Origin of the sequence: Pedobacter faecalis, from assembly GCF_030182585.1 — a bacterium.
Taxonomy (GTDB): Bacteria; Bacteroidota; Bacteroidia; order Sphingobacteriales; family Sphingobacteriaceae; genus Pedobacter; species Pedobacter faecalis.
The window spans coordinates 83,847-106,641 of the sequence record NZ_JARXOW010000001.1 but is presented as its reverse complement, the minus strand read 5'-3'; the positions used below and the strand labels follow the sequence as shown (position 1 = coordinate 106,641).

Here is a 22,795-nt window from a genome sequence, read left to right as displayed (position 1 = left end):
TCATTCCTATAATGTCATACATTGCAGTAAATTAAGTGCGATGAAAAGAAAAATCTGCTTTAGCGTCCTCGGCATTCTATTGGCTGCTTGTTCCAGCAATCCTGATGAAAAAGCGAAAATCCTGATTAAAAGTTATTTAGACACCACGCTGATCAATTCCGAAAGCTATGAACCGCTTAAGTATGGGTCAATAGATACTGTTTTCAGCAAGCAGGGTGGAGTTAAATATTTTAACCTGTCACATAGCTTCAAGGCTAAGAACGATTCCGGCGTTAGTGCCACATACATCAGTTCGTTCAAAATTGATAGTACGTTTAGCGAGGTACTCAGCTATGTCTCCTTCCAACAACGTGTATTTAACTAATAACCATCCACCCGGAAATCAGAATCAAATGACCCACACGATAACGCTCAAAGAAGGCGACTTCATTACATTTCAATTATATGGGGCCTCTACAAATACCGAAAAAATAAAAACTCGTAAAAGAAATTACCTTTCATTAATCGCCCTGGGGATATTTTTTATAATTATTGGCTATTATGAGCGTGATACCTTTCTATTCTACTACGCTACATGTTGTGTAATCGTGGTCGCACTTTTTTATTATAAATATTTGAAATGGAGATTAAAAAAACATTATACCAAGTTCGTAAAGGACACATACAAAGGTGCGTTTAATGAATCGGTTCAACTCGAAATCGAAGATGAACTACTGAGATTTGAAGACAAAACTGGAGAGAGTTGTATTAAAATATCTGAAATTATCGGTGTAACTGAAATTGCAAGTCACTTTTTTATCAAGATAAGTACAGGACCAAGTTTAATACTTACTAAAGGCTCGCCTTCGCTGAATCAGGAAATAGCATCTTGATAGCGCAAAAAAATATTCCCCATGTGAACCACCTTAGCTGGAAGTGGTAGCTCGTCTGCAACCTTAGCTTAACACTAACATAACGCAAGACTGAACTTATGCTAACATTGGGGGTCTATTTTCGCCTCAAAAAACAATTGTATGCATAAAAGATTACTTCTCGCTTTGATGATTTCGGCGGCACTGGGCTGTAAAAAAAATGACAATAAAGGTCCTCTACCCGAGCCTGACTTTTTTGTGAACGAAGATGCGAAGACATTTGCGGAGATCGGTACTATTGATATCGGTGAGACAGGTGCTGCTGAAATATCAGCTTATGATCCGGACACAAAAAAACTATTTGTCGTAAAAAATGAAGGTGAGGGTACTGCTGCTGCAGTTAACCGCATCGAGGTGATTGATTTTAAAGACCCATCAAAAATGACCATTATCGGCAACATCAGCGTGCAGCCGTTTGGTGGTGTGGTAAACAGTCTCTCTGTACATTCCGGCAAACTGGCCGCGGCGATACAAGCAACCGACAAAACATCAAATGGCAAGGTTGTCGTATTTAAAACTGGCGACCATAGCGTGATCAGTCAGATCAATGTTGGTGCTTTGCCAGATATGGTGACTTTTTCGCCCGACGGAAAATACATTATGACAGCCAATGAGGGTGAGCCCAATGCAAGCTATACCACTGATCCGGAAGGGACGGTTTCCATAATCTCGGTAGCTGAAAACTATGCGGTTACCACGCTAAACTTTTCGTCGATGGCCGGGCAGCAAAATGCACTGATGCAGAAGGGTTTTCGCGTTTTTGGCCCGAGCGCAACCTTTGTGAAAGACATCGAACCGGAATACGTGACCATTTCAGCCGATTCGAAAACCGCATGGGTAACTTTACAGGAAAACAACGGTATCGCTAAAATTGACATACCTTCAAAAACCATCGGCAATATTTTTCCGCTAGGCTTCAAAGACTACAATACCGACGGCAACGAAATAGACCCCACCGACGATGACAAAGCTTATGCCGCAGCTAAATGGCCGGTAAAAGGTGTTTATATGCCGGATGCGGTTGCGGTAATGGAAAGCAACGGTACTCCCTATCTCTTTACCGCCAATGAAGGCGATGCCCGTGAGTACGATACCTTTGCAGAAGTGAAGCGCGTAAAAGATAAGACTGTTATTCTGGATGCCACCAAATTTCCGAATGCAGCTGAGCTGAAAAAGGACGGTAAACTGGGCAGACTGAACATTACCACTACCCTCGGAGATACCGATGGCGACGGTGACCTGGATGAATTGTATTCTTTGGGTGCACGTTCATTTAGCGTATGGAACGGAAGCAATGGCACACTGGTTTTTGACAGCAAGAATGAGCTGGATAAAGAAGCCGTTGAGGCAGGAATTTATGACGATGGCCGCAGTGATGACAAAAGTGTAGAGCCGGAAGGTATCACTACAGGAACCGTTGGCCGTACAAAAGTCGCCTTTGTAGGCTTGGAGAGGGTAGACGCCGTAGCAGTTTATGACGTAACCAACCCGGTAAGCCCGGTATTTCTTCAAATGTTGAAATGCGGCGATGCTCCCGAGGGCGTGCTATTCATTCCGGCTAAAGACAGTCCGACCAAAAAAAGCCTGCTGGTGGTGAGCAGCGAAAATGATGGTGTAGTGAAAGTTTATACGCCAAACACGATATAAATAACTAAATTCAGCCATTTAATAAGGTTAGCTTATGGAACAGAACCAAAATTTTGTAGAAGCACAGATGCTGATCAGAAAACCAGCCGCCGAAGTGTTCAACGCATTTTGCGATCCGGACCAAACAAAGCATTTCTGGTTTACCAAAGGCAGCGGTAGACTGGAAAAAGGCGCAACCGTAACCTGGACCTGGGAGATGTATGATGTTTCGGCTGAGGTGGTTGTACGCGACATTGTTGCGGATAAGCTTATCCAGATCGAATGGGGCGACCCGGCAACTACCGTGGAGTTTAATTTCCAGAAGATGGGCGAGGACAAGACGTATGTAGTCATCAGGAACTATGGTTTTCCGCAGCAGGGCGATGACCTTTTGAGGGAGATTAAAGACTCGACCGGTGGGTTTACAACCGTGTTGGATGGGCTAAAAGCTTACCTGGAGCATGGAATCAATTTGAATCTGATAGCCGACAAGTACCCGGGTTAGTGACGTGATAGTACTGTCAGATAAAATCATAGCGTTTAACCGGAATTTGCAATATACAGGCAGCCTGCCTGATGGCTTTCAGGTGCTGAATCCTTATATGGATAATCCGGAAACGATTTCTGTGATGCAGCAGTTTTACGAGAAGTACTATAACGACACGGAAAAGCGCAGGTTTATCATAGGCATAAATCCAAGTCGGCATGGCGCAGGAGTAACGGGCGTACCCTTTACAGACACGAAGCGCCTTGAGGCGGTATGCGGCATAAAAATGCATTCTGCATACACGCATGAAATATCTTCTGTGTTTATGTATGAAATGATTGCGGCTTATGGCGGACCGGCGGCTTTTTACAGGGACTTCTATATCAATTCGCCCTTCCCGCTAGCCATCATCAGGCAAACACCCGGAGGCAAATGGCTGAACGCGAACTATTACGACGACCTGAGGCTATTTGAAATGGTCAGAGATTTTATGATCTCTGCATTGAGAGAACACATCAGTCTGGGCCTCGACACATCCCGTGTCTTTGTACTTGGAAAAAAGAATGCCGCGTTTTTAGACAGGTTAAACAGAACGGAGAAGCTTTTCGGGGAGCTCGTTGTGCTCGAGCATCCCCGTTTTATACAGCAATACAAATTGAAAGACCAGCAGTTGTATATCGATAAATACCTGCTTGAGTTTACAAAGGGAATGGCCGCCTTTTAATTCAGCACCTCCTTAAGGAAAAACAGCGTGTGCTGCCAGGCGCGTTTCGCCATTACCGGATTATAATCGGCCGACTCAGGATTGGTGAAAGTATGCTTGCTATCCGCGTAAGTGATGATCTGCCAGTCGTTTTTTCCTTCACGCATCTCCTTCATCAGCGCGGTTAAATCTTCAGGTTTTACACCAGCATCGTCGGCCGGGTGCTCCACGAGTATTCGTGTGTTCAATGGCACATTGGGGCGGTCGGCCGCCTTCGCCAGTCCGCCATGTATACAGACTACGCCTTGCAGCGGCAAACCAGCTCTTGCGGCCTCTAAAGCACCTGTACCGCCAAAGCAGTAACCTATTACCGCCAGCTTTTCAGGCATCGCTCCCTGCTTTTTCAGCTCATCAAGCGCTACGCTGATCCTGCGCTGGTAAGCTTTATAGTCCTGTTTGTACTGTCCTGCCAGTTTACCCGCAGCCGGATTGTCGGCCGGAACATTCCCCTCACCATAAATATCTGCTATGAGGGCAATATAGCCTTGCTTTTCCAGATCGAGCGCCGCCGTTTTAGCTTCCTGGTCGATGCCCTTCCAGGCCGGCAGGATAAGTACACCCGGCAGCTTCTTGCCAGCATTGGGGGTTACAAGACCCTTGAGTTTCTGTGAACCATCGCTATAATTTACAGTTTTAAGGTTCTGCGCAACTGCCGCCAGACCTGCACTCAGCATGATTGTCGTAAGGATGAGGTGTTTCATAAGGTATCTTTTTGGTGGTGTCAATTTAGCAATTATTTTATTCCGCCGAAAGCGGCGACGTAGCTGTTCTTATGTAGAGTCTCCACATGACGGAAGCCTACACTGCGCATAAGCTCAAGCTGATAGTTCAGTGAGCGCGGGGTGTCTTCATAATCAACATAGGCAATCACCTTATCGCGATACTCCGCGCCGCCTAAGGATTCAAGGTAGTTGGCAAATCTCTTTTCAAACAGATCTGCCAATGCTGGCGTATCGTGGGTAATAATATCGGAGATCCACAGGCTTCCACCTGGCTTTAGTGCGCGGTGTACCTTCTTGAAAACATTTTCCCAATCGGCATCATCGCGCAGGTGATGAAAGGTTGCCGAGGCAAGCACAATGTCGTAGTGATCATTGGGCATATCCAGATTCCGCATATCGTCCTGTATGCAGGTGACTTTTCCGGTGGTCTGCGCCGCCACCCTTTCGCGGGCCCGGTGGAGCATAGGCATACTCAGGTCGTTAAGCGTACAGTTCAAACCGGGGACTTTGCTGAGCATTTTCAGGGTGTAATTGCCGGCGCCACAACCGATATCCAGTAGTTCCCTGGCTTCGGGGTTTGTGCATAATGCTGCCTCTGTACATAAGTCCATAGTTAAGGCGGCATCGAGCATCGTGGCCTGACCGCCCTCTAGATCTGAAAACCGCTCCACATCAGCGTCGAACCTTGCCCTGATCTCGTCGGTGGTAGACTTCTTTGAATAATCTTTCTGCATTTTCTTTTTTTTGCTAAAACTAGCGTCATTATTGATATTTGGAAAATATCATTTTTATCAACTATCGATACTTTTAAGGTATGGAACTTAGACACCTCCGCTATTTTAAAACGCTGGCCGACCTGCTTCATTTTGGAAATGCAGCCAAAAAGCTCTTTATCTCGCAACCGCCCTTAAGCAGACAGATCAGAGAGCTTGAAGAAGAACTGGGCGCCACGCTGTTCACCAGAAGCAATAAACGCGTAGCGTTAACTGACGCGGGAGCGTATCTGAAAACGGAGGTCGACAATCTTTTCAGCAGGTTGGAGGAGGTAAAAAATTCGGTGCGACAAATCCATTTGAACGAGAGCGGCACACTTAAAATCGGCTACATCAGTTCGGTGTATCAAACACAACTCGCTGAGGCGCTAAAAGAGATGGGTGCAGCCTTTCCTTACGTTAAAACCAGTTTGTACGAAATACCCACCCTATCGCAGATCAAGGCACTTGAAGAAGGCGAACTTGACGTTGGTATACTGCGTGCTCCCGTTCACTCCAAAGCGCTTAAGGTGCAAACGATGTTTTTTGATCCCTTTGTTATTGTTTTACCCGGCGGGAAGACCGCAACCGCGTCTTCGGAAGAACTTATATCGCTTCTTCGGGCAAGTCCGTTTATTTTCTTTAACAAGGATTTCGCGCCGCATTACAGCGATAAATTAACCGAAATATGCGAGCGCATGGGCTTTAAACCGGAGATTATGCACGAAGCTAATAATGTGCATTCTATCCTTCAGTTGGTAGAAGCAGGACTGGGAGTATCGATACTACCATCATCGCTAAGAGATCAGTATGCACATTTGGATGTTTCCTTTGTTGGTCTGCCGGATATCCCTGTGAACACGGAGGTGGTGCTGGCTTTTAAGGCCACAAACCAAAGTGCGGCATTAAAGTGGTTTGTTGGTTACTACGCAACGGCAGTGGCAGAGAGTTTTAGTGTTTAACAGGTATTTGTCGTCTCCTGAAAAAATTAAGGTAAACGGATAGTACTGCTGCAGCGGCAAAGCACAGGGCGGTTAGCCAGTCGACCAAAACAGCCGGGATGTCGCGGCCGCTTACTTTATCGGCAAAGTACTTGATGAACGAGGCGGGAAGATCAGTCTCGCCCATACGTTCTTTCAAGGTCCACTGCCAGTCGGTAAGCGGACAATAACCTATGCCATACCAGATTCCGAGCAGCAACCAGCATGCGGCGGTTGCACATACGACGATGAAGTGTGCCTTTCTGGTTGCCGGCCAGATCCAGCCCAAAAGGTTGAAACCGATAACAAGCAGGTGGCTCAGGGTAAGCAGCGTGTCGAGTATCATGATATAAAAGTAGGCTTTTTTTGGTATCTTAGAGTCTCTGATTCGTCCAATGAAATATATCTCTACCTTACTGATCCCGGCAGTCCTGCTCTGCACCATAAGCGTTGCGGCCCGCCAGACACAAAAACCGGTTATCCACGGAAAAAACTGGATGGCTATAACCGGAAAGCCGTTGGCTGCCACTGCCGGGGCAATGATATTTCAACAGGGCGGGAATGCTGTTGATGCGTCCTGCGCCATGCTTGCTGCCACCTGTACCATGTGGGATACGCTGAGCTGGGGCGGTGAAAGCCAGATTCTTATTTATAACCCGAAGACGGGTAAGGTTATTGCCATTAACGCGATGGGTGTGGCGCCAACTGGCGCTACGGCAGACTTTTTTAAGCGCAAGGGCTTTGATTTTCCGCCAGAGTACGGTCCGCTGGCAGCCACGACTCCTGGAACGCCGGGGGGATTGATCTTCATGCTGGCCAATTATGGTACCATGAGTTTGAAGCAGGTACTTAAACCAGCTATGGAAATGGCGGCGGGCTATCCGATAGAGGCTCAGGCGGCCAATATCATGGAAAGATATAAATCTCAGATCAAACAATGGCCTTACAGCAAGAAGGTTTTGCTTCCTCATGCGGGAGCGAAGCGTGAGGCACCTGAAGCTGGAGAAATTTTTGTGCAACAGGACTTGCTGAACACACTGAGCAAGCTTGTGGAGGCTGAGGACGAAGCCTTAAAGAAAGGTAAGAACAGGAAAGATGCGCTGATGGCGGCGTACGACCGGTTCTATAAGGGCGATATTGCCCGTGAATTTGTTCGCGGCTGCCAGGAACAGGGTGGTTTGATCACGATGGAGGATCTTGCCAGATGGAAACCTCTGGAAGAGGAACCCTTGAAAACAAATTACAAAGGCATTGAGGTGTATAAGCTGCAATCCTGGACGCAGGGGCCGGTGATGCTGCAGGCTTTAAACATATTGGAGAATTTTGACCTGAAAAAAATGGGTTATAATAGCCCTGAGTACATTCATACGTTATACCAGGCGATGAACCTGGCGTTTGCCGACCGGGATTTCTATTATGGTGATCCGTATAAGTCGCCCGCCGAACCTATTATCGGACTGCTAAGCAAGGAATATGCCCGGCAACGCGCAGGCCTGATACGAAGCGAAAGGAATGACCCTAAGATTGGTCCGGGCGATCCCTACCCTTTTGAAGGAAAGAAGAATCCTTATCTCAATTTGCTTCGGTCGCGCGGCTATGAAATGGATACTACAAAAAGGAATTTTGCGCCTAAACATGATATGGGAAACAATACGGATCGGGAAACCTATGAGGATAGGCTGTGGCGGGGCACGACCTCCGTTGAAGCGGCCGACAAAGACGGTTGGGTAGTATCTATAACACCCAGCGGCGGCTGGCTGCCGGCCTGCATTTCGGGCAATACGGGTATCGGTATGAGTCAGCGTATGCAGAGCTTTGTGCTGGATGCTTCGCTTAACCCTTTTAATGTTGTTGAGCCGGGCAAACGTCCGCGTGTAACTCTATCGCCCATGCTGGCCATGAAAGACGGCAAGCCTTTTTTGTCGGCCGCCGTGCAGGGGGGCGATACGCAGGATCAGAACCTTTTGCAGTGCTTTTTAAATATCGCTGAGTTTGGCATGAACGTGCAACAGGCTGCTGAGGCGCCCAATATCAACACCAACCAGTTGTGGCTATCGCTGGGCGGCACCCGGACGTCTGACAGGGCACCAAAGCCTGGTCAGTTGCTGCTGCATGACGCTACGCCGGAGAAGATCAGGGAGGAACTGAAAAAGATGGGATACGTATTGAGCTTTGACGACCGGACAAGCGGGCCGATAAACGCGATTTATTTTGACTGGAAGCATGGCAGTTTGTGGGGCGGTTCCAGCAATCATGGGGAAGACTATGGGATAGGCTGGTAATTGCCCGGGTTTTAATTATATTCGCAAGCAGTTGATAATATCATGAAACAATATTTAGATTTGATGCAGCATGTGCTGGAGAACGGCACACAGAAGCATGATAGAACAGGAACGGGAACGATCAGTGTTTTCGGCTACCAGATGCGGTTTAACCTGCAAGAGGGTTTCCCGATGGTGACTACTAAAAAGCTTCACCTGAAATCGATCATTCATGAGTTGATCTGGTTTTTAAGTGGTGATACCAATATTAAATACCTGAAAGATAACGGTGTAAGGATTTGGGATGAATGGGCGGATGCGGACGGCAATCTGGGCCCGGTTTATGGTTCACAATGGCGTTCCTGGCCTAAACCCGATGGCGGACATATAGATCAGATCTCCCAGATCATACAAACGATTAAAAATAATCCGGACTCGCGTCGCATTATTGTGTCGGCCTGGAACGTGGCTGAGGTAGAAAACATGGCGCTTCCGCCTTGTCACGCCTTTTTCCAGTTCTACGTAGCAGAGGGCCGGTTGAGCTGCCAGTTGTATCAGCGCAGTGCGGATATTTTCCTGGGTGTACCATTTAACATTGCTTCCTATGCCCTGCTGACCATGATGGTTGCACAGGTATGCGGCCTGCAGTATGGTGATTTTATCCACACGCTTGGCGACGCGCACTTATACAATAATCATATTGAACAGGCCAAACTGCAGCTAAGCCGCACGCCGCACAAACTACCTGTGATGGAGATTAATCCGGAGGTGAAGGATATTTTCGCCTTTAAGTATGAGGACTTCACGTTGAAAAACTATGAAGCTCATCCGCATATTAAGGGGGTAGTTGCTGTATGATCGTTTCTGCCGTTGTTGCCATTTCCGAAAACCGGGCTATAGGTAAAGATAATCAGTTGCTGTGGCACCTGCCTAAGGACCTGAAACACTTTAAAAAGATTACCAGCGGACATACGGTTATTATGGGCCGTAAGACCTATGATTCGGTAGGTAAGCCCCTGCCCAACCGCCGTAATATTGTGATTACGCGTAGAACGGATCTGGAAATAGAAGGTGCTGAGGTGGTAAGCAGTCTGGACGCCGCCCTTGAACTTTGCAGACATGAAACTGAGGTATTTATTATCGGGGGGGCGGAGATCTATAAGCTCGCGCTTCAGCGTACCGACCGGATTTATCTGACCACTGTGCATGAGACTTATGATGCTGATGCCTTCTTCCCCGAGCTAAACGAGACGCTCTGGAAAGAAACAGAATCACAGCGTCATGAGGCAGATGACAGGCACAGTGTGGCCTTCACATTTTCCACTTTGGAAAGGCGCTAACGCGCCATAATAAAAATTCTAATAGCTAGCCTATTATTTAAAAAAATAATTAGATTTGCCGACTTGTAAAAAAAGACAAGCAGCATACAGATAACTAACAACAAAAAATGCAGGGTAAAGGTTTTATTAAATTAATGGCAATACTTCTAGGTATTGTCTGTGTGTATTCTCTCTCGTTCAGCTTTGTAACTTCTAAAGTTGAAAAAGATGCCAAAGCTTATGCTAAAGGGGATGTGAACAAGGAAAGAGCGTATCTGGATTCCATGGCTACTGTTCCTGTTTATCCGATTCTTGGATTCGATTATCAATTCTGCAAGGAAAAAGAAATTAATCTTGGTCTTGACCTTAAAGGCGGCATGAACGTAACCATGGAAATCTCCGTGGCTAACCTGATCAAGTCGCTTGCCAACAATACTGACGACGCAAATTTTAACCAGGCTATTGAAAATGCGCAACGTCAGACCGGCGCCAGCGGAAAAGATTTTATTGCTGCTTTTGTTAACGAGTTTGAGAAAATCAGCCCGAACGGCAAACTGGCCGATTATTTTGCGAATGAAAGCAATGCTGCTACCGTAAAGGCTAACGCTACCAACGCTGAAATTAAAAACTTCCTGACTAAGGAAGCAGATAATGCTATCGACCGTTCATTTATTATCCTGAGAAGCCGTATTGACGGATTCGGTGTTGTGAGTCCGAACATGCAGAAGCAGGAAGGTACCAACCGTATCCTTATCGAACTTCCGGGAGTTGACGAAAGTGCGAAGCAACGAGTGCGCAAGCTTTTATCAGGATCTGCTGAGCTGCAGTTCTGGCATGTATATAATAACGAAGAGGTGTTCCCCATCATGGAGAACATTAACAATACTCTGGCTGCAAGCTTAAAGAACGCAAAAGATACTTCAGGTACAGCAACTGCGGATACAGCTTCTAAAGGTGGAAGTAAACTGGCTGGTTTGGCTAAAGGGGCAAAACAAAGTGATTCTACCGCCCTGCAGGCACAGGAGATGGCCAAAACTAACCCCCTGTTTTCTGTATTGAACATTCCAACTTACCAAGCGGAAAATGGTCAGCAGCAACTGGCCCCGGGCGCTGTAGTTGGCCGGGTTCTTCAGAAGGATACAGCGAAGGTTAATGAGTTTTTTGCAAGACCGGAGATTGCGGCAATAATTCCTCAGACTTATAAATTCCTTTGGAGTGTAAAGCCAATAAACGACACCAAGATATTTGAACTTTATGCTATAAAGGTTACTTCATCTGATGGCAGGCCTGATTTGGGCGGTGATGCTGTAAGTAATGCACGGGATGACTACGACCCACAGAGTGGTAAGCCTGTTGTAACCATGTACATGACTGGTGTAGGTGCCTCAACATGGAAAAAAATGACTGGAGAGGCTGCCGCTAACGGCAAAAAGTCAATTGCTATTGTTCTTGATGACCAGGTATACTCAGCCCCTTCTGTAAACGAAGAAATTCCGAACGGGGTATCGTCAATTTCCGGAAGCTTTACAGTGGAAGAAACAAAAGATTTAGCCAACGTACTGAAAGCTGGTAAACTACCTGTTCCTGCGCATATTGTAGGTGAATATGTTGTTGGTCCTACTTTGGGCCAGGAGTCAATTGACGCCGGTTTAATCTCGTCTATCCTTGGTCTGGTGCTGGTACTTGGCTTTATGGCTATCTATTACAGCAAGGCCGGATGGGTTGCCAACATCGCTTTGGTGACTAACCTGTTCTTCCTGATTGGTGCAATGACTTCATTGGGTGCGGTATGGACGCTTCCTGGAATCGCCGGTCTGGTACTTACCATTGGTATGGCCGTGGATGCCAACGTACTTATTTACGAACGTATCAAAGAAGAACTTGCCGCCGGAAAGGCAGTGAGACAAGCTATAGCTGACGGTTACAAAAACGCTTATTCTGCGATCATCGATTCAAACATCGTAACCCTGATCACAGGTATCATCCTGTTCTACCTGGGTACCGGTCCGATCAAAGGTTTCGCTACTACCCTCGTTTTAGGTATCGTAACCTCGCTGTTCACGTCGATCTTTATCACCCGCCTTGTATTCGAAGCGCTTCTGAAGAAAGAAGGGAAGATCTCTTTCTCTATTCCTTTAACTGCAAACCTCTTCAAAGATTCAAACTTCAACTTTGTAAGCGGAAGACGTAAGTTCTATATCTTCTCCTCTGTGATTATCCTTGCGGGTATTGTATCCATTTTCACCAAAGGGTTCAGCCTTGGTGTAGATTTTCAAGGCGGACGTGCTTACGTTGTAGAGTTTAAAAAAGATGTTAATACGATAGATGTAAGGGATGCTTTAGACGAGCAATTCGGACAAGCGCCGGAAGTGAAAACTTACGGTATCGGCAATCAGGTTCGTATTACAACGAGCTACCTGATCGATGAAACTGGCGAAAATGTAGAAAGCCAGGTGGAGCAGAAATTGAATACCGGACTGAAGAGCCTTAACAACCCTTACCTGATTAAGGATGCGCAGAAAATCGGTCCCACTATGGCGAGCGACATCAAGACCTCAGCGGTATATGCAGTTTTGTTAGCCATACTGGCGGTATTTATATACATCGTTATCAGGTTTAAAAACCTGCAGTTTGGTATCGCAGCTGTTATCGCATTGTCGCACGACGTATTGGTATTACTTGCGATCTTCTCGATCTTCAACGGAATACTTCCTTTCTCACTGGATATCGACCAACAGTTTATTGCTGCCATCCTTACAGTAATGGGCTATTCGATGAACGATACAGTTGTAGTATTTGACCGTGTGCGGGAATATCTGGGCCAAAGCCGTCATAAGAACGAAAGCATGCCGACTATCGTGAATAACGCATTGAACAGCACCTTGAACCGTACGGTGGTTACTGGTCTTTGCGTAATGCTTGCCTTGCTGGTATTGTTCTTCTTCGGAGGTGATATCTTGAGAGGATTCTCTTTCGCGATGCTGATCGGTGTTATCTTCGGTACTTATTCATCCCTGTTCGTGGCTACGCCATTTGTGGTTGAGTTTACCCGTAAAAAGGAAGACAACACGACCGTATAATCCGGGAATACAAAAAACTATAAATAAAGGCATCCTTTTTGGATGCCTTTTTGTTGTTATATCATACTTATCAAAATTGATCACTATGGAGCAACATTTCCCGAAAGGATCCAAAACAAGAATTGTTATCGTGGGCGGCGGATTCGGCGGTATTGAATTAGCTAAAAAGCTTCGGAACAAAGATGTCGATGTTCTGATGGTCGACCGCCACAATTATCATACATTTCAGCCATTGCTGTACCAGGTTGCCACTGGTGGACTAGAAGCAGAGTCGATCGCTTTCCCGCTAAGAAAAGTATTCAAGGGGCAAAAGAATTTTACGTTCCGAGTTACGGACGCTACGCATGTGATCCCGGAGGAAAATATTCTGGCAACCACCGTAGGCACAATTGAATACGATTACCTGGTTATCGCGACAGGTTCTACGAGTAACTTCTTCGGGCAGACGGAAATTGAGCGGAATGCCATGCCCATGAAGTCAATTCCGGAGGCTTTAAATTTACGCAGTTTGATGCTGCAGAATCTGGAAGCTGCGCAGATCACGGCCGATCCAGTATTAAAGTCGGAGATGCTGAACTTCATTGTGGTGGGCGGCGGCCCTACGGGTGTAGAAACAGCAGGCGCGATCGCTGAACTGAAGAAGCATGTACTGAAGAACGACTATCCGGATCTGGACCTTGACCAGGTCAACATCTATTTGATTGAAGGATCGCCCGAGTTGTTGGGCGCCATGTCTCCCCAGGCGCAGAAGAAATCGAGGGACTTCCTTGTTGAATTGGGGGTTACGGTGCTGACCGATGCCCGGGTACTATCGTACAACGGTAAAGTGCTTAGCTTGGAAGGTGGACAAAGAATCTCCTCCTCTACCGTAATCTGGTCGGCCGGCGTAAAAGGTGCCGTTCTTGACGGCCTGAACCCGGCCAGTATAGTACGCGGAAACCGCTTAAGGGTCAATGAAGTAAACCTGGTTGAGGGCCATGCCAATATTTTTGCTATCGGTGATGTGGCTGCGATGATCACAGATAAATTTCCGAACGGTCACCCTGGCGTGGCGCCCGCAGCGATGCAGCAAGGGAAATTGCTGGCAAAGAATTTGATGCGGATTATTGAAGGCAAGCCTACCGAACCTTTCGACTATTTCGATAAGGGAACCATGGCTACTGTGGGCCGAAACCGGGCGGTGGTTGATCTGCACAAGATCAGATTTCAGGGGGTATTTGCCTGGTTTACCTGGATGTTTGTACATTTGATGACGCTGGTTGGATTCAGGAACAAGCTGGTCGTATTCGTGAACTGGGTTTGGAGTTATTTCAGTTACGACAGGGGCACACGACTGATTATCCGCCCGTTTTTCAGAGATACCAACAATGAAGCAAAAATCGATAAAACTGGTTGAGTGCCCCAGGGATGCCATGCAGGGCATCCATGATTTTATTCCTACCGAACTAAAAGCGCAGTACATCAACTTACTTCTCGAGGTAGGATTTGACACGATTGATTTTGGAAGTTTCGTCTCTGCTAAAGCCATTCCTCAACTTAAAGATACCCGCGAGGTGTTAAGCAAGCTGGATCTGACGGGCACGAAGTCAAAGCTGCTTGCTATAGTCGCGAACCTTCGCGGCGCAGAGGAAGCAGCAGCGTTCGACGAGATAAGCTATTTGGGATTCCCCTTCTCCATTTCCGAGACATTCCAGCGGAGGAATACGAATTCGGGCATACTGGAATCGGTTGACACACTAAAGGCTTTGCTTGAGATATGCGATAAGCAACAAAAGACGGCCGTAATCTATCTTTCTATGGGTTTCGGTAACCCCTATGGCGACCCCTGGAATACGGAAATTGTTGAGGAATGGACAGACAGACTGGTGGGAAATGGCGTAACGATACTGGCACTTTCGGACACCATCGGGGTGTCATCCCCGGAAAAAATACGAGAAATCGTGCCCACTCTCCTGGCCAGCTTCAGCAATATCGAGATTGGTCTGCATCTCCATAGTACGCCAGCTACCAGACTTGAAAAAATGGAAGCTGCATATGACGCGGGATGTGCGAGATTTGATAGTGCACTGCGCGGATATGGCGGTTGCCCTATGGCTGCAGATGACCTTACGGGGAACATGGCAACAGAAGATCTTATCGATTTCTTCACAGCCAAGAACATACATCTTAACCTGGATATGGAAAAATGGACGGAAGCGGTGCGGTTCTCGTCGCGTATATTCCATTAAAAAAGCGTTGAGGATTGCTCCGCAACGCTTCTGCCTTTTGGAAGGCCTATTGTTGTTATAACTTATCGCTTGCGTTACGGCAATTCAGATCTTCGAAGGCCTGAGTTAGACGCTTTACGAAGTTCTCTTCACCTTTGCGCAACCATACGCGTGGATCATAGTACTTTTTATTTGGTTTGTCCTCGCCATCCGGGTTACCGATCTGTGCCTGAAGATAAGCTTCATTTGCTTTGTAATAATCGTGGATGCCTTCCCAGAACGCCCATTGCATATCGGTATCGATATTCATCTTGATAGCGCCGTAGGAGATTGCTTCCCGGATCTCTTCCTGAGAGGAACCTGATCCGCCATGGAACACGAAGTTAATCGGCTTCTCGGCGGTAAGATTGAATTTCTCTTTAATGAAGTCCTGAGAATTCTTGAGAATAACTGGCTGTAGCTTAACATTACCTGGCTTATAAACACCGTGTACGTTACCGAAAGCCGCAGCTACGGTAAATTTATCGCTAACCTTGCTGAGTTCTTCATACGCATAAGCTACCTCAGAAGGCTGTGTATATAGTTTAGAGCTGTCGACATCACTGTTATCTACACCGTCTTCTTCACCACCTGTTACGCCCAGTTCGATTTCGATAGTCATGCCCATTTTAGACATACGCTCCAGGTATTTCGCTGAGATCTCCATATTCTCTTCGATAGACTCCTCTGAAAGATCGAGCATGTGAGACGAGAATAGAGGTTTGCCATGAGTGGCGAAAAATTCCTCACCGTGATCAAGCAGGCCGTCAATCCAAGGCAAAAGCTTTTTTGCGGCATGATCGGTATGTAATATTACTGCAACACCATAGTGTTCTGCCAACAAATGCACATGTTTAGCAGCTGATACAGCGCCAAGAATGCAAGCATTCAAGTTATCGTTGTTTAGTGTTTTACCTGCATAAAACTGGGCTCCGCCGTTAGATAACTGAATAATAACCGGTGAATTCACGGCTTTTGCAGTTTCCATCACAGCGTTAATAGTGTTTGTTCCAGTAACGTTCACTGCTGGTAGTGCAAATTGATGTTTCTTTGCCTGTTCAAATAATTCCTGAACGGCATCTCCGTAAATTACTCCCTTGTAACCTTTTAAACTCATCTTTAATATTTTAATGTACGCCGAAGTTAGGAAAATTATGCCTTAAGCCCAAGGTTGCGGCGCAATATTTTGAGCTGTGGAACGGAAATCTAATGCGAAAACAAGGTTGAACTCTTCTGATTTTTTTTCGTTTCTTTGTGGTCGCATTTTTCAAGAAATAACATGGCTTGGTTTAAGAGAGATAAAAAAGGCATAAGTACACTTACTGAAGAGAAAAAAGAAGCTCCCGACGGATTGTGGAACAAATGCCCTAATTGTAAAAAAGCGTTGCATACTGGAGAACTGCTGGAAAGCAAATATGTGTGTCTGTATTGCGATTACCATTTAAGAATTGGTTCTAAAGAGTACTTTCAGGTACTGTTCGACCAGAACGAGTTCACCGAACTTTTCGGGAATCTGAAATCGGGCGACCCGCTTAATTTCACGGACAGTAAACCTTATACCGCCAGATTGACAGAGACTATAGCTAAGACGGGTTTGAAAGACGCCATCAGGGCTGCTCACGGAAAGATTGAAGGTGAAGACTTGGTGATTGCCTGTATGGACTTTAATTTTATTGGCGGTTCTATGGGTTCTGTTGTTGGAGAAAAGATCGCCCGCTGTATTGATTATTCTATTGCGAATAAGATACCCTTTCTGATGATCTCTAAATCGGGAGGTGCCAGAATGATGGAGGCTGCATTTTCGCTCATGCAGATGGCAAAAACTTCGGCAAAGCTTGCCTTGCTAAGTCAGGCGAAGATTCCTTATATTTCCCTGCTTACGGATCCAACCACAGGCGGTGTTACGGCTTCGTACGCGATGCTTGGAGATATTAACATCGCTGAACCGGGTGCTTTGATCGGATTTGCAGGTCCGAGGGTTATTAAGGAAACCATTAAGAAGGATTTACCTAAAGGTTTCCAAACAGCGGAGTTTGTATTGGAACATGGCTTCCTGGATTTTATTGTCGACAGACGTGCTATGAAATCTAAACTTGCATCATTTATTAAGATGATGAAGCACTAACAATACAAAAAACACTTTTTATACGATAACAACAAAGCCCATTCAATGAATGGGCTTTGTTGTTGTATGGCAAAAAGACTGATGTTTGTGAGTGCGTTGCGTTCCTTTGCTAAGCTTAGAGAAATGCAGCACGAACGAACATCAGTCTTTAAAAGAAGTTTATTTTTCCGTCGACATAGAGTAAGGGAAATCAGATTCCTTGGTTCCTCTTGATTTGTTCGGTGAAGCGATCATATTAAAATCAAGCTTAGCACCCTTAATCAAATCAGAGTGACTCAGCCAGCTTTGCGTTCTTATTTTACCGTTGTATTTCAAAATGTCTACATAGCGGTTAGTATCGCTGTTTTCAGGTGCGTTGATGACGATTTGTTTACCGTTCTCCAGGTTCAAGGTTACTTTTTTGAACAAAGGAGCACCTAAAACATACTGATCTACCGCAGGTGTAACAGGATAGAACCCAAGGGCAGAGAAAACATACCAGGCCGAAGTCTGTCCGTTGTCTTCATCACCACAGTATCCGTCTGGCGTTGGCTTGTACATTCTGTTCATTGTTTCACGCACCCAGTATTGTGTTTTCCATGGCGCACCGCCGTAGTTATACAGGTAAATCATATGCTGTATAGGCTGGTTACCGTGTGCATACTGTCCCATGTTAGCAATCTGCATCTCGCGGATTTCGTGTATCACTCCACCATAATAGCTATCGTCAAAGATTGGCGGCAAGGTAAATACAGAGTCGAGTTTCTCTACAAACTTTTCTTTTCCACCCATCAGTTTAGCCAAACCGTCTACATCCTGAAATACCGACCATGAATAATGCCAGCTGTTACCCTCCGTGAAGGCATCTCCCCATTTGAATGGGTTGAAAGGCGACTGGAATTTACCGTCTTTGTTTTTACCACGCATCAAACCGCTAGCAGGATCAAACAGGTTTTTATAGTTCATTGCACGCTGCTTATAGATATCGATCTCTGAAGCTGGCTTTCCAAGCGCCCTGCCCAATTGATAAATCGCGAAGTCATCGTAAGCATATTCCAGCGTTCTTGCTGCGTTCTCGTTAATTTTCACGTCATAAGGCACATAACCCAGCTCATTGTAATACTTAACACCTACACGGCCAACTGCTGTCATCGGACCTTCGTTATTCGCGCCATGTTTTACAGCGTCCCATAGGGTGTTGATGTCGTAACCCCTTACACCTTTTATATAGGCATCCGCCACTACAGAAGCGGAGTTGTTTCCAACCATGATGTTTGCAAAACCAGGGCTAGACCATTCGGGGAGGAACCCGCCCTCCTTGAAGTCATTAACAAGTCCTTCCTGCATTTCCTTATTAATAGAAGGATACATCAGGTTAAGGAATGGATAAAGTGCCCTGAAGGTATCCCAGAACCCAGTACCGGCAAACATATAACCAGGAAGGATCTTGCCGTTATAAGGGCTCCAGTGAATGATCTGGTTGTTCGCATCGATTTCATAAAGCTTGTTCGGGAAGAAAAGGGTGCGATACAGGCAGGAATAGAATGTTCTGACCTGATCAATTGTTCCTCCCTCGACACTGATACGGCTCAGGGTTTTATTCCAGATAGCTTTTGCTTTATCTCTGGTATCATTGAAGCTATCAGCGGCAAGTTCTCTTTTTAAAGATATTTCTGCCTGCTCAATGCTGATAAATGACGAGGCAACTTTCATGTTAACCTGCTCGCCTTTGTTGGTTTTGAAGCCAATGATCGCTCCTGCATGGTTGTCTGTAATCTCCAGCACACCGTTTGCCAGTTCCGAACCTTTCCATCCGTCTGCAGAAGCGAATGGTTTATCGAAATACATCACAAAGTAGTTCTTAAAGTTTTCGGGCGATTTATGCGAGTGTCTGGTACTGTAACCCACGATCTTCCGCTCTGAAGGAATGATTTTAATGTAAGATCCACGATCGAAGGCGTCTACTACGATATAAGACTCGTCCGACTTAGGAAAGGTGAAACGGAATTGTGCAGCACGTTCCGTAGGGGTAATTTCTGTAGTAACATCTGCATCAGCAAGATAAACACTGTAATAGTATGGCTTTACAACTTCTGCTTTGTGTGAAAACCAGCTCGCACGCTCATCCTGGGTAAACCGCTTCTTACCGGTGACCGGCATCACAGAAAACTGACCGTAATCGTTCATCCAGGGTGACGGCTGATGCGTTTGCTTAAACCCTCTGATCTTATCGGCATCGTAGGTATAAGCCCAGCCATCCCCCATCTTGCCGGTTTGTGGCGTCCAGAAGTTCATACCCCATGGAACTGCTATCGTAGGATAGGTATTTCCGTTTGACAGGCTTGGTTTACTAAATGTCCCCATGAGCGGGTTGATCCACTCGACCGGATCGGTTACTTTTTCAACTGTCTGGGCAAACGCACCAAACGAAGCCACCACAAGTGAGGCGGTTAAAAGTTTCTTAATCATTATGTGTGGTTTATAAATTAAACGTCTCAGCAACAAAGGAAGTCGCCAAAACTGGTTACATGCCACCAAGATAAAGAATTTCCAAATATAAAAAACAAAAAAGTCACGGTCTGCGGCCGTGACTTAAATAAGATAGAGGTTAGAATCAGAATTCTGAACCGGGGGTTACGCCGGGTTCATGGCTTGAACCCAGAGGCTTATTACTGCGACCGGTCTTTTTGGTAAATCCTGAGCGGTCAAACTCTGTAGCAGAAGATGTTTCACCGCTGGTTTCATTTTCCGCGTTATAATTTTCCTCCCTCAGAACGGTCTTCTTTTTGTCGCTTTCATCGCTGTCGTGATGCTTATCGGTATGTATCATAACTTTAACAATTTTAGGTTATATATAATGTTGCTTATTATACAACATCCCGATAATCAAATTGTTTTGGCTTAGACCGCGACGTTCTGGCTGACGATCTGCTTGACTTTATCTACCAGAATATCCAGTTCTTCTTTGGTGTTGAACTTACTGAAAGAGAATCTGACCGAAGGCCTGTTCGGATCGGCGGATATACCTGCAAGAACGTGCGATCCTATGTTTGACCCAGATGAGCAGGCGCTGCCGCCAGATGCTGAAATTCCATTAATATCCAGATTGAAAAGCAGCATATCTCCCATGTCCATTGCCGGGAAGGATACGTTCAGCACGGTATAAAGACTTCTCTCGGGTGCTATCTCGCCGTTAAAACAGAGATCTGGAATCTCCTGAGTAAGCCGGCCGATCAGATACGATTTTAATTCCTGGATATAATGCTGATGCTCCTTCATTTCCGCATAAGCAATTTCCATTGCCTTCGCCAAGCCTACAATGCCATATACATTCTCGGTACCCCCGCGCATGTTACGTTCCTGTGCCCCGCCAAAAATCATCGGGCTGATCTTTACCTGGTGGTTTACATATAAAAATCCAACGCCTTTTGGGCCGTGTAGTTTATGCGCTGCGCAAACAACGAAATGTGCCTTGATCTTCCTCAGGTCATGTACGTAGTGCCCCATGGTCTGTACGGTATCACAATGAAAGATTGCGTTGTGTTCCTCGCATATTTCGCCCACGCGTTCAATATCCGTTAGTGTACCCAGCTCATTGTTGGCATGCATGAGAGATACGAACGAACGTTCATTGTCTTGCAGCAACTGCCTTAAATGATGCAGGTTTACGTTGCCCTTACTATCAACATCCACAAAGCTGAGTTTATCAATTACGCCTTGTTTCAGCAGCGTATTCAACGTGTGCTCTACGGCGTGATGTTCAATTTTAGACGTAATGGCATGCTTTATACCATAAGCGGCGATGCCACACCTTATGGCCGTGTTATCTGCCTCCGTTCCGCCTGAAGTGAAAAATATCTCGGCAGGCGTCACATTAAGCAGGCCGGCAACGGTCTTCCTTGCCTTTTCAATGATGGTGCGAACTTCCCGCCCCTGTGCGTGGATAGATGACGGATTGCCGTAATACTGAGTCATAACCTGAACCATCTCATCAATGACCACAGGATCTAATGGCGTTGTAGCGGCGTTATCCAAATAAATTCTTTGCATGGATCTAATTTAATATTGCTTTGATATCCGAAATGACATTCATGGCCAGTGCGTCCGCACGCTCGGCCGATGATGCTTCACTGTATATACGAATGATCGGTTCGGTGTTTGACTTTCTAAGATGCACCCATTCTTTGCCGAATTCTATTTTGAGTCCGTCTATTGTACTGTTGGGCTGATCGCTATACTTGTCCTGAATTTTAAGTAAAAGCGCATCGATATCCATCCCTGGCGTTAATGTGATCTTGTTCTTTGAGATGCTGTATTGAGGATAACCGCCCCTGAGCTGGGTCATTGAAACACCAGATTTGGCCAGGTGTGTTAAAAATAAGGCTATTCCAACCAAAGCATCACGGCCGTAATGCAATTCAGGATAAATAATACCCCCATTTCCTTCCCCTCCTATAATCGCCTCGCTCTCTTTCATTTTGTTGACCACATTAACCTCTCCAACAGCCGCAGCGTAGTAATTACCTCCCGCTGCTTCGGTAACGTCCCGTAAGGCCCTCGTTGACGACAGGTTGGAGACTGCATTACCCGGGCTATTTTTCAGGATATAGTCGGCCACGGCCACGAGGGTGTACTCCTCGCCAAACATGCTTCCGTCTTCATTCACGAAGCACAACCTGTCGACATCAGGGTCGACGACGATACCAAGATCGGCACCCTTCTCTTTAACCATACCAGCTATGGCTGTAAGGTTTTCGGGTAATGGTTCCGGATTATGAGGAAAGTGGCCATTTGGCTCGCAATAAAGTTCATGAATATTGGTTACGCCTAAAGCCTTAAGTAAAGCTGGCACAAAGATTCCGCCCGTCGAATTCACGCAGTCGATCGCCACAGTAAAATCAGCGGCTTTAATGGCTGCAACGTCTACAAGCGGAAGACTTAAAATTGCATCGATATGCTTTTGCAGGTAGGTGTCATCTGTAGATACCTGACCGAGTTCTTCTACTTCAGCAAAATCAAAGGTGCCGCTCTCGGCAATATCCAGCACCTCCTTACCCTCAGCGTCGCTGATGAACTCGCCCTTACCGTTTAACAGCTTCAGTGCATTCCACTGCGCTGGGTTGTGGCTTGCAGTCAGGATAATTCCGCCCCCGGCCTGTTCAAGCGGAACAGCTATTTCCACTGTAGGAGTAGTAGACAGTCCGAGGTCGATGACATTTATGCCAAGGCCTTGAAGGGTGCCGGTAACTATACGATTAACCATCGCGCCTGAGGTCCGCGCATCGCGACCCAAAACGATTTTCTTGTTCCCTGTGGTACGAATAACCCAGGCTCCGTAGGCGGCGGTAAATTTTACGATATCCATAGGCGTAAGCCCTTCACCAGGCGCACCACCTATCGTTCCCCTGATACCAGAGATAGATTTTATAAGTGTCAATGTTCAGTTTTTTTTCAAAAGTAACAAATTTCCTTTTAACCAAAGATTACAAGGCTTATGCTCGTTAAAATATTATCTTTGTGGCTCAAAAAAGAAAAAAAACAAGC

21 protein-coding genes are annotated in these 22,795 nt (G+C 46.1%); 13 read left to right on the top strand and 8 right to left on the bottom strand.

Annotated elements, in window-relative coordinates:
- The first annotated feature begins 40 nt into the window (after positions 1-40).
- The 5 genes from QEP07_RS00480 (at position 41) to QEP07_RS00460 (ending at position 3,748) form a co-directional block, all read left to right on the top strand.
- The gene (locus QEP07_RS00480; protein WP_285008028.1) at positions 41-364 is read left to right on the top strand and encodes a hypothetical protein; all 324 of its coding nucleotides are present in this window, start codon (positions 41-43) and stop codon (positions 362-364) included.
- Between the two features lie 28 nt (positions 365-392).
- A complete protein-coding gene (locus tag QEP07_RS00475) occupies positions 393-872 on the top strand; it encodes a hypothetical protein (RefSeq protein WP_285008027.1) in 480 nt (159 codons plus the stop codon).
- Positions 873-1,013: 141 nt separating this feature from the next.
- Positions 1,014-2,558 (top strand): choice-of-anchor I family protein, encoded by a 1,545-nt coding sequence (locus tag QEP07_RS00470; protein ID WP_285008026.1) that lies wholly within the window; start codon positions 1,014-1,016, stop codon positions 2,556-2,558.
- Between the two features lie 34 nt (positions 2,559-2,592).
- A complete protein-coding gene (locus tag QEP07_RS00465) occupies positions 2,593-3,042 on the top strand; it encodes an SRPBCC family protein (protein ID WP_285008025.1) in 450 nt (149 codons plus the stop codon).
- A gap of 46 nt (positions 3,043-3,088) precedes the next feature.
- Positions 3,089-3,748 carry an SMUG2 DNA glycosylase family protein gene (locus tag QEP07_RS00460; protein WP_350223358.1) on the top strand — a complete coding sequence of 220 codons (660 nt, stop codon included), beginning with the start codon at positions 3,089-3,091 and terminating at the stop codon, positions 3,746-3,748.
- Here QEP07_RS00460 and QEP07_RS00455 read toward each other — a convergent pair.
- Together QEP07_RS00455 and QEP07_RS00450 are read right to left on the bottom strand one after the other, a co-directional pair.
- A complete protein-coding gene (locus QEP07_RS00455) occupies positions 3,745-4,488 on the bottom strand; it encodes a dienelactone hydrolase family protein (RefSeq protein ID WP_285008023.1) in 744 nt (247 codons plus the stop codon). The genes QEP07_RS00460 and QEP07_RS00455 overlap by 4 nt on opposite strands.
- A 32-nt stretch (positions 4,489-4,520) precedes the next feature.
- On the bottom strand, positions 4,521-5,243 hold the full coding sequence (locus QEP07_RS00450) for a class I SAM-dependent methyltransferase (protein WP_285008022.1): 723 nt from the start codon (positions 5,241-5,243) through the stop codon (positions 4,521-4,523).
- Positions 5,244-5,323: 80 nt separating this feature from the next.
- On the opposite strand from QEP07_RS00450, the gene QEP07_RS00445 reads away from it, so the two are divergent.
- On the top strand, positions 5,324-6,223 hold the full coding sequence (locus tag QEP07_RS00445; RefSeq protein WP_285008021.1) for a LysR family transcriptional regulator: 900 nt from the start codon (positions 5,324-5,326) through the stop codon (positions 6,221-6,223).
- Here QEP07_RS00445 and QEP07_RS00440 read toward each other — a convergent pair.
- Positions 6,213-6,587 carry a DUF2784 domain-containing protein gene (locus tag QEP07_RS00440; protein WP_285008020.1) on the bottom strand — a complete coding sequence of 125 codons (375 nt, stop codon included), beginning with the start codon at positions 6,585-6,587 and terminating at the stop codon, positions 6,213-6,215. The genes QEP07_RS00445 and QEP07_RS00440 overlap by 11 nt on opposite strands.
- 49 nt (positions 6,588-6,636) lie before the next feature.
- On the opposite strand from QEP07_RS00440, the gene QEP07_RS00435 reads away from it, so the two are divergent.
- The 6 genes from QEP07_RS00435 (at position 6,637) to QEP07_RS00410 (ending at position 15,129) form a co-directional block, all read left to right on the top strand.
- Positions 6,637-8,523, top strand: coding sequence for a gamma-glutamyltransferase family protein (locus tag QEP07_RS00435; protein ID WP_285008019.1), 1,887 nt, complete (start codon positions 6,637-6,639; stop codon positions 8,521-8,523).
- Between the two features lie 42 nt (positions 8,524-8,565).
- The gene (locus QEP07_RS00430) at positions 8,566-9,360 is read left to right on the top strand and encodes a thymidylate synthase (protein ID WP_285008018.1); all 795 of its coding nucleotides are present in this window, start codon (positions 8,566-8,568) and stop codon (positions 9,358-9,360) included.
- Entirely contained in the window at positions 9,357-9,842 is a 486-nt protein-coding gene (locus QEP07_RS00425) for a dihydrofolate reductase (protein ID WP_256006934.1), read from the top strand. Before QEP07_RS00430 ends, QEP07_RS00425 begins: the two co-directional genes overlap by 4 nt.
- 107 nt (positions 9,843-9,949) lie before the next feature.
- The gene (gene secDF, locus QEP07_RS00420; protein ID WP_285008017.1) at positions 9,950-12,901 is read left to right on the top strand and encodes a protein translocase subunit SecDF; all 2,952 of its coding nucleotides are present in this window, start codon (positions 9,950-9,952) and stop codon (positions 12,899-12,901) included.
- A gap of 85 nt (positions 12,902-12,986) precedes the next feature.
- Entirely contained in the window at positions 12,987-14,297 is a 1,311-nt protein-coding gene (locus tag QEP07_RS00415) for an NAD(P)/FAD-dependent oxidoreductase (RefSeq protein ID WP_285008016.1), read from the top strand.
- Entirely contained in the window at positions 14,269-15,129 is an 861-nt protein-coding gene (locus tag QEP07_RS00410; protein WP_285008015.1) for a hydroxymethylglutaryl-CoA lyase, read from the top strand. The genes QEP07_RS00415 and QEP07_RS00410 overlap by 29 nt, the downstream gene beginning before the upstream one ends.
- Positions 15,130-15,184: 55 nt before the next feature.
- Here QEP07_RS00410 and fbaA read toward each other — a convergent pair whose 3' ends face one another.
- On the bottom strand, positions 15,185-16,264 hold the full coding sequence (gene fbaA / locus QEP07_RS00405; RefSeq protein ID WP_256006939.1) for a class II fructose-bisphosphate aldolase: 1,080 nt from the start codon (positions 16,262-16,264) through the stop codon (positions 15,185-15,187).
- A gap of 162 nt (positions 16,265-16,426) precedes the next feature.
- Between fbaA and accD the strand changes: the two genes are divergently transcribed.
- Entirely contained in the window at positions 16,427-17,272 is an 846-nt protein-coding gene (gene accD / locus QEP07_RS00400; RefSeq protein ID WP_256006940.1) for an acetyl-CoA carboxylase, carboxyltransferase subunit beta, read from the top strand.
- Positions 17,273-17,431: 159 nt separating this feature from the next.
- On the opposite strand, the gene QEP07_RS00395 is transcribed toward accD, so the two are convergent.
- From QEP07_RS00395 to glmM, 4 genes are all read right to left on the bottom strand, one after another.
- Positions 17,432-19,720, bottom strand: coding sequence for a GH92 family glycosyl hydrolase (locus QEP07_RS00395; RefSeq protein WP_285008014.1), 2,289 nt, complete (start codon positions 19,718-19,720; stop codon positions 17,432-17,434).
- 145 nt (positions 19,721-19,865) lie between these two features.
- Positions 19,866-20,081 (bottom strand): hypothetical protein, encoded by a 216-nt coding sequence (locus QEP07_RS00390; protein WP_256006943.1) that lies wholly within the window; start codon positions 20,079-20,081, stop codon positions 19,866-19,868.
- A 71-nt stretch (positions 20,082-20,152) separates the two neighbouring features.
- Complete coding sequence (locus QEP07_RS00385; protein WP_285008013.1) at positions 20,153-21,301, bottom strand: cysteine desulfurase family protein; 1,149 nt, start codon at positions 21,299-21,301, stop codon at positions 20,153-20,155.
- Positions 21,302-21,305: 4 nt separating this feature from the next.
- Positions 21,306-22,688, bottom strand: coding sequence for a phosphoglucosamine mutase (glmM, locus tag QEP07_RS00380; protein WP_285008012.1), 1,383 nt, complete (start codon positions 22,686-22,688; stop codon positions 21,306-21,308).
- Between the last annotated feature and the right edge of the window lie 107 nt (positions 22,689-22,795).

Bases quoted from the DNA above. Each gene is read 5' to 3' on its own strand.
- QEP07_RS00480 (WP_285008028.1), top strand. From the start codon at position 41: ATGAAAAGAAAAATCTGCTTTAGCGTCCTCGGCATTCTATTGGCTGCT.
- QEP07_RS00475 (WP_285008027.1), top strand. From the start codon at position 393: ATGACCCACACGATAACGCTCAAAGAAGGCGACTTCATTACATTTCAA.
- QEP07_RS00470 (WP_285008026.1), top strand. From the start codon at position 1,014: ATGCATAAAAGATTACTTCTCGCTTTGATGATTTCGGCGGCACTGGGC.
- QEP07_RS00465 (WP_285008025.1), top strand. From the start codon at position 2,593: ATGGAACAGAACCAAAATTTTGTAGAAGCACAGATGCTGATCAGAAAA.
- QEP07_RS00455 (WP_285008023.1), bottom strand. From the start codon at position 4,488: ATGAAACACCTCATCCTTACGACAATCATGCTGAGTGCAGGTCTGGCG.
- QEP07_RS00450 (WP_285008022.1), bottom strand. From the start codon at position 5,243: ATGCAGAAAGATTATTCAAAGAAGTCTACCACCGACGAGATCAGGGCA.
- QEP07_RS00445 (WP_285008021.1), top strand. From the start codon at position 5,324: ATGGAACTTAGACACCTCCGCTATTTTAAAACGCTGGCCGACCTGCTT.
- QEP07_RS00440 (WP_285008020.1), bottom strand. From the start codon at position 6,587: ATGATACTCGACACGCTGCTTACCCTGAGCCACCTGCTTGTTATCGGT.
- QEP07_RS00435 (WP_285008019.1), top strand. From the start codon at position 6,637: ATGAAATATATCTCTACCTTACTGATCCCGGCAGTCCTGCTCTGCACC.
- QEP07_RS00430 (WP_285008018.1), top strand. From the start codon at position 8,566: ATGAAACAATATTTAGATTTGATGCAGCATGTGCTGGAGAACGGCACA.
- QEP07_RS00425 (WP_256006934.1), top strand. From the start codon at position 9,357: ATGATCGTTTCTGCCGTTGTTGCCATTTCCGAAAACCGGGCTATAGGT.
- secDF (WP_285008017.1), top strand. From the start codon at position 9,950: ATGCAGGGTAAAGGTTTTATTAAATTAATGGCAATACTTCTAGGTATT.
- QEP07_RS00415 (WP_285008016.1), top strand. From the start codon at position 12,987: ATGGAGCAACATTTCCCGAAAGGATCCAAAACAAGAATTGTTATCGTG.
- QEP07_RS00410 (WP_285008015.1), top strand. From the start codon at position 14,269: ATGAAGCAAAAATCGATAAAACTGGTTGAGTGCCCCAGGGATGCCATG.
- fbaA (WP_256006939.1), bottom strand. From the start codon at position 16,264: ATGAGTTTAAAAGGTTACAAGGGAGTAATTTACGGAGATGCCGTTCAG.
- accD (WP_256006940.1), top strand. From the start codon at position 16,427: ATGGCTTGGTTTAAGAGAGATAAAAAAGGCATAAGTACACTTACTGAA.
- QEP07_RS00395 (WP_285008014.1), bottom strand. From the start codon at position 19,720: ATGATTAAGAAACTTTTAACCGCCTCACTTGTGGTGGCTTCGTTTGGT.
- QEP07_RS00390 (WP_256006943.1), bottom strand. From the start codon at position 20,081: ATGATACATACCGATAAGCATCACGACAGCGATGAAAGCGACAAAAAG.
- QEP07_RS00385 (WP_285008013.1), bottom strand. From the start codon at position 21,301: ATGCAAAGAATTTATTTGGATAACGCCGCTACAACGCCATTAGATCCT.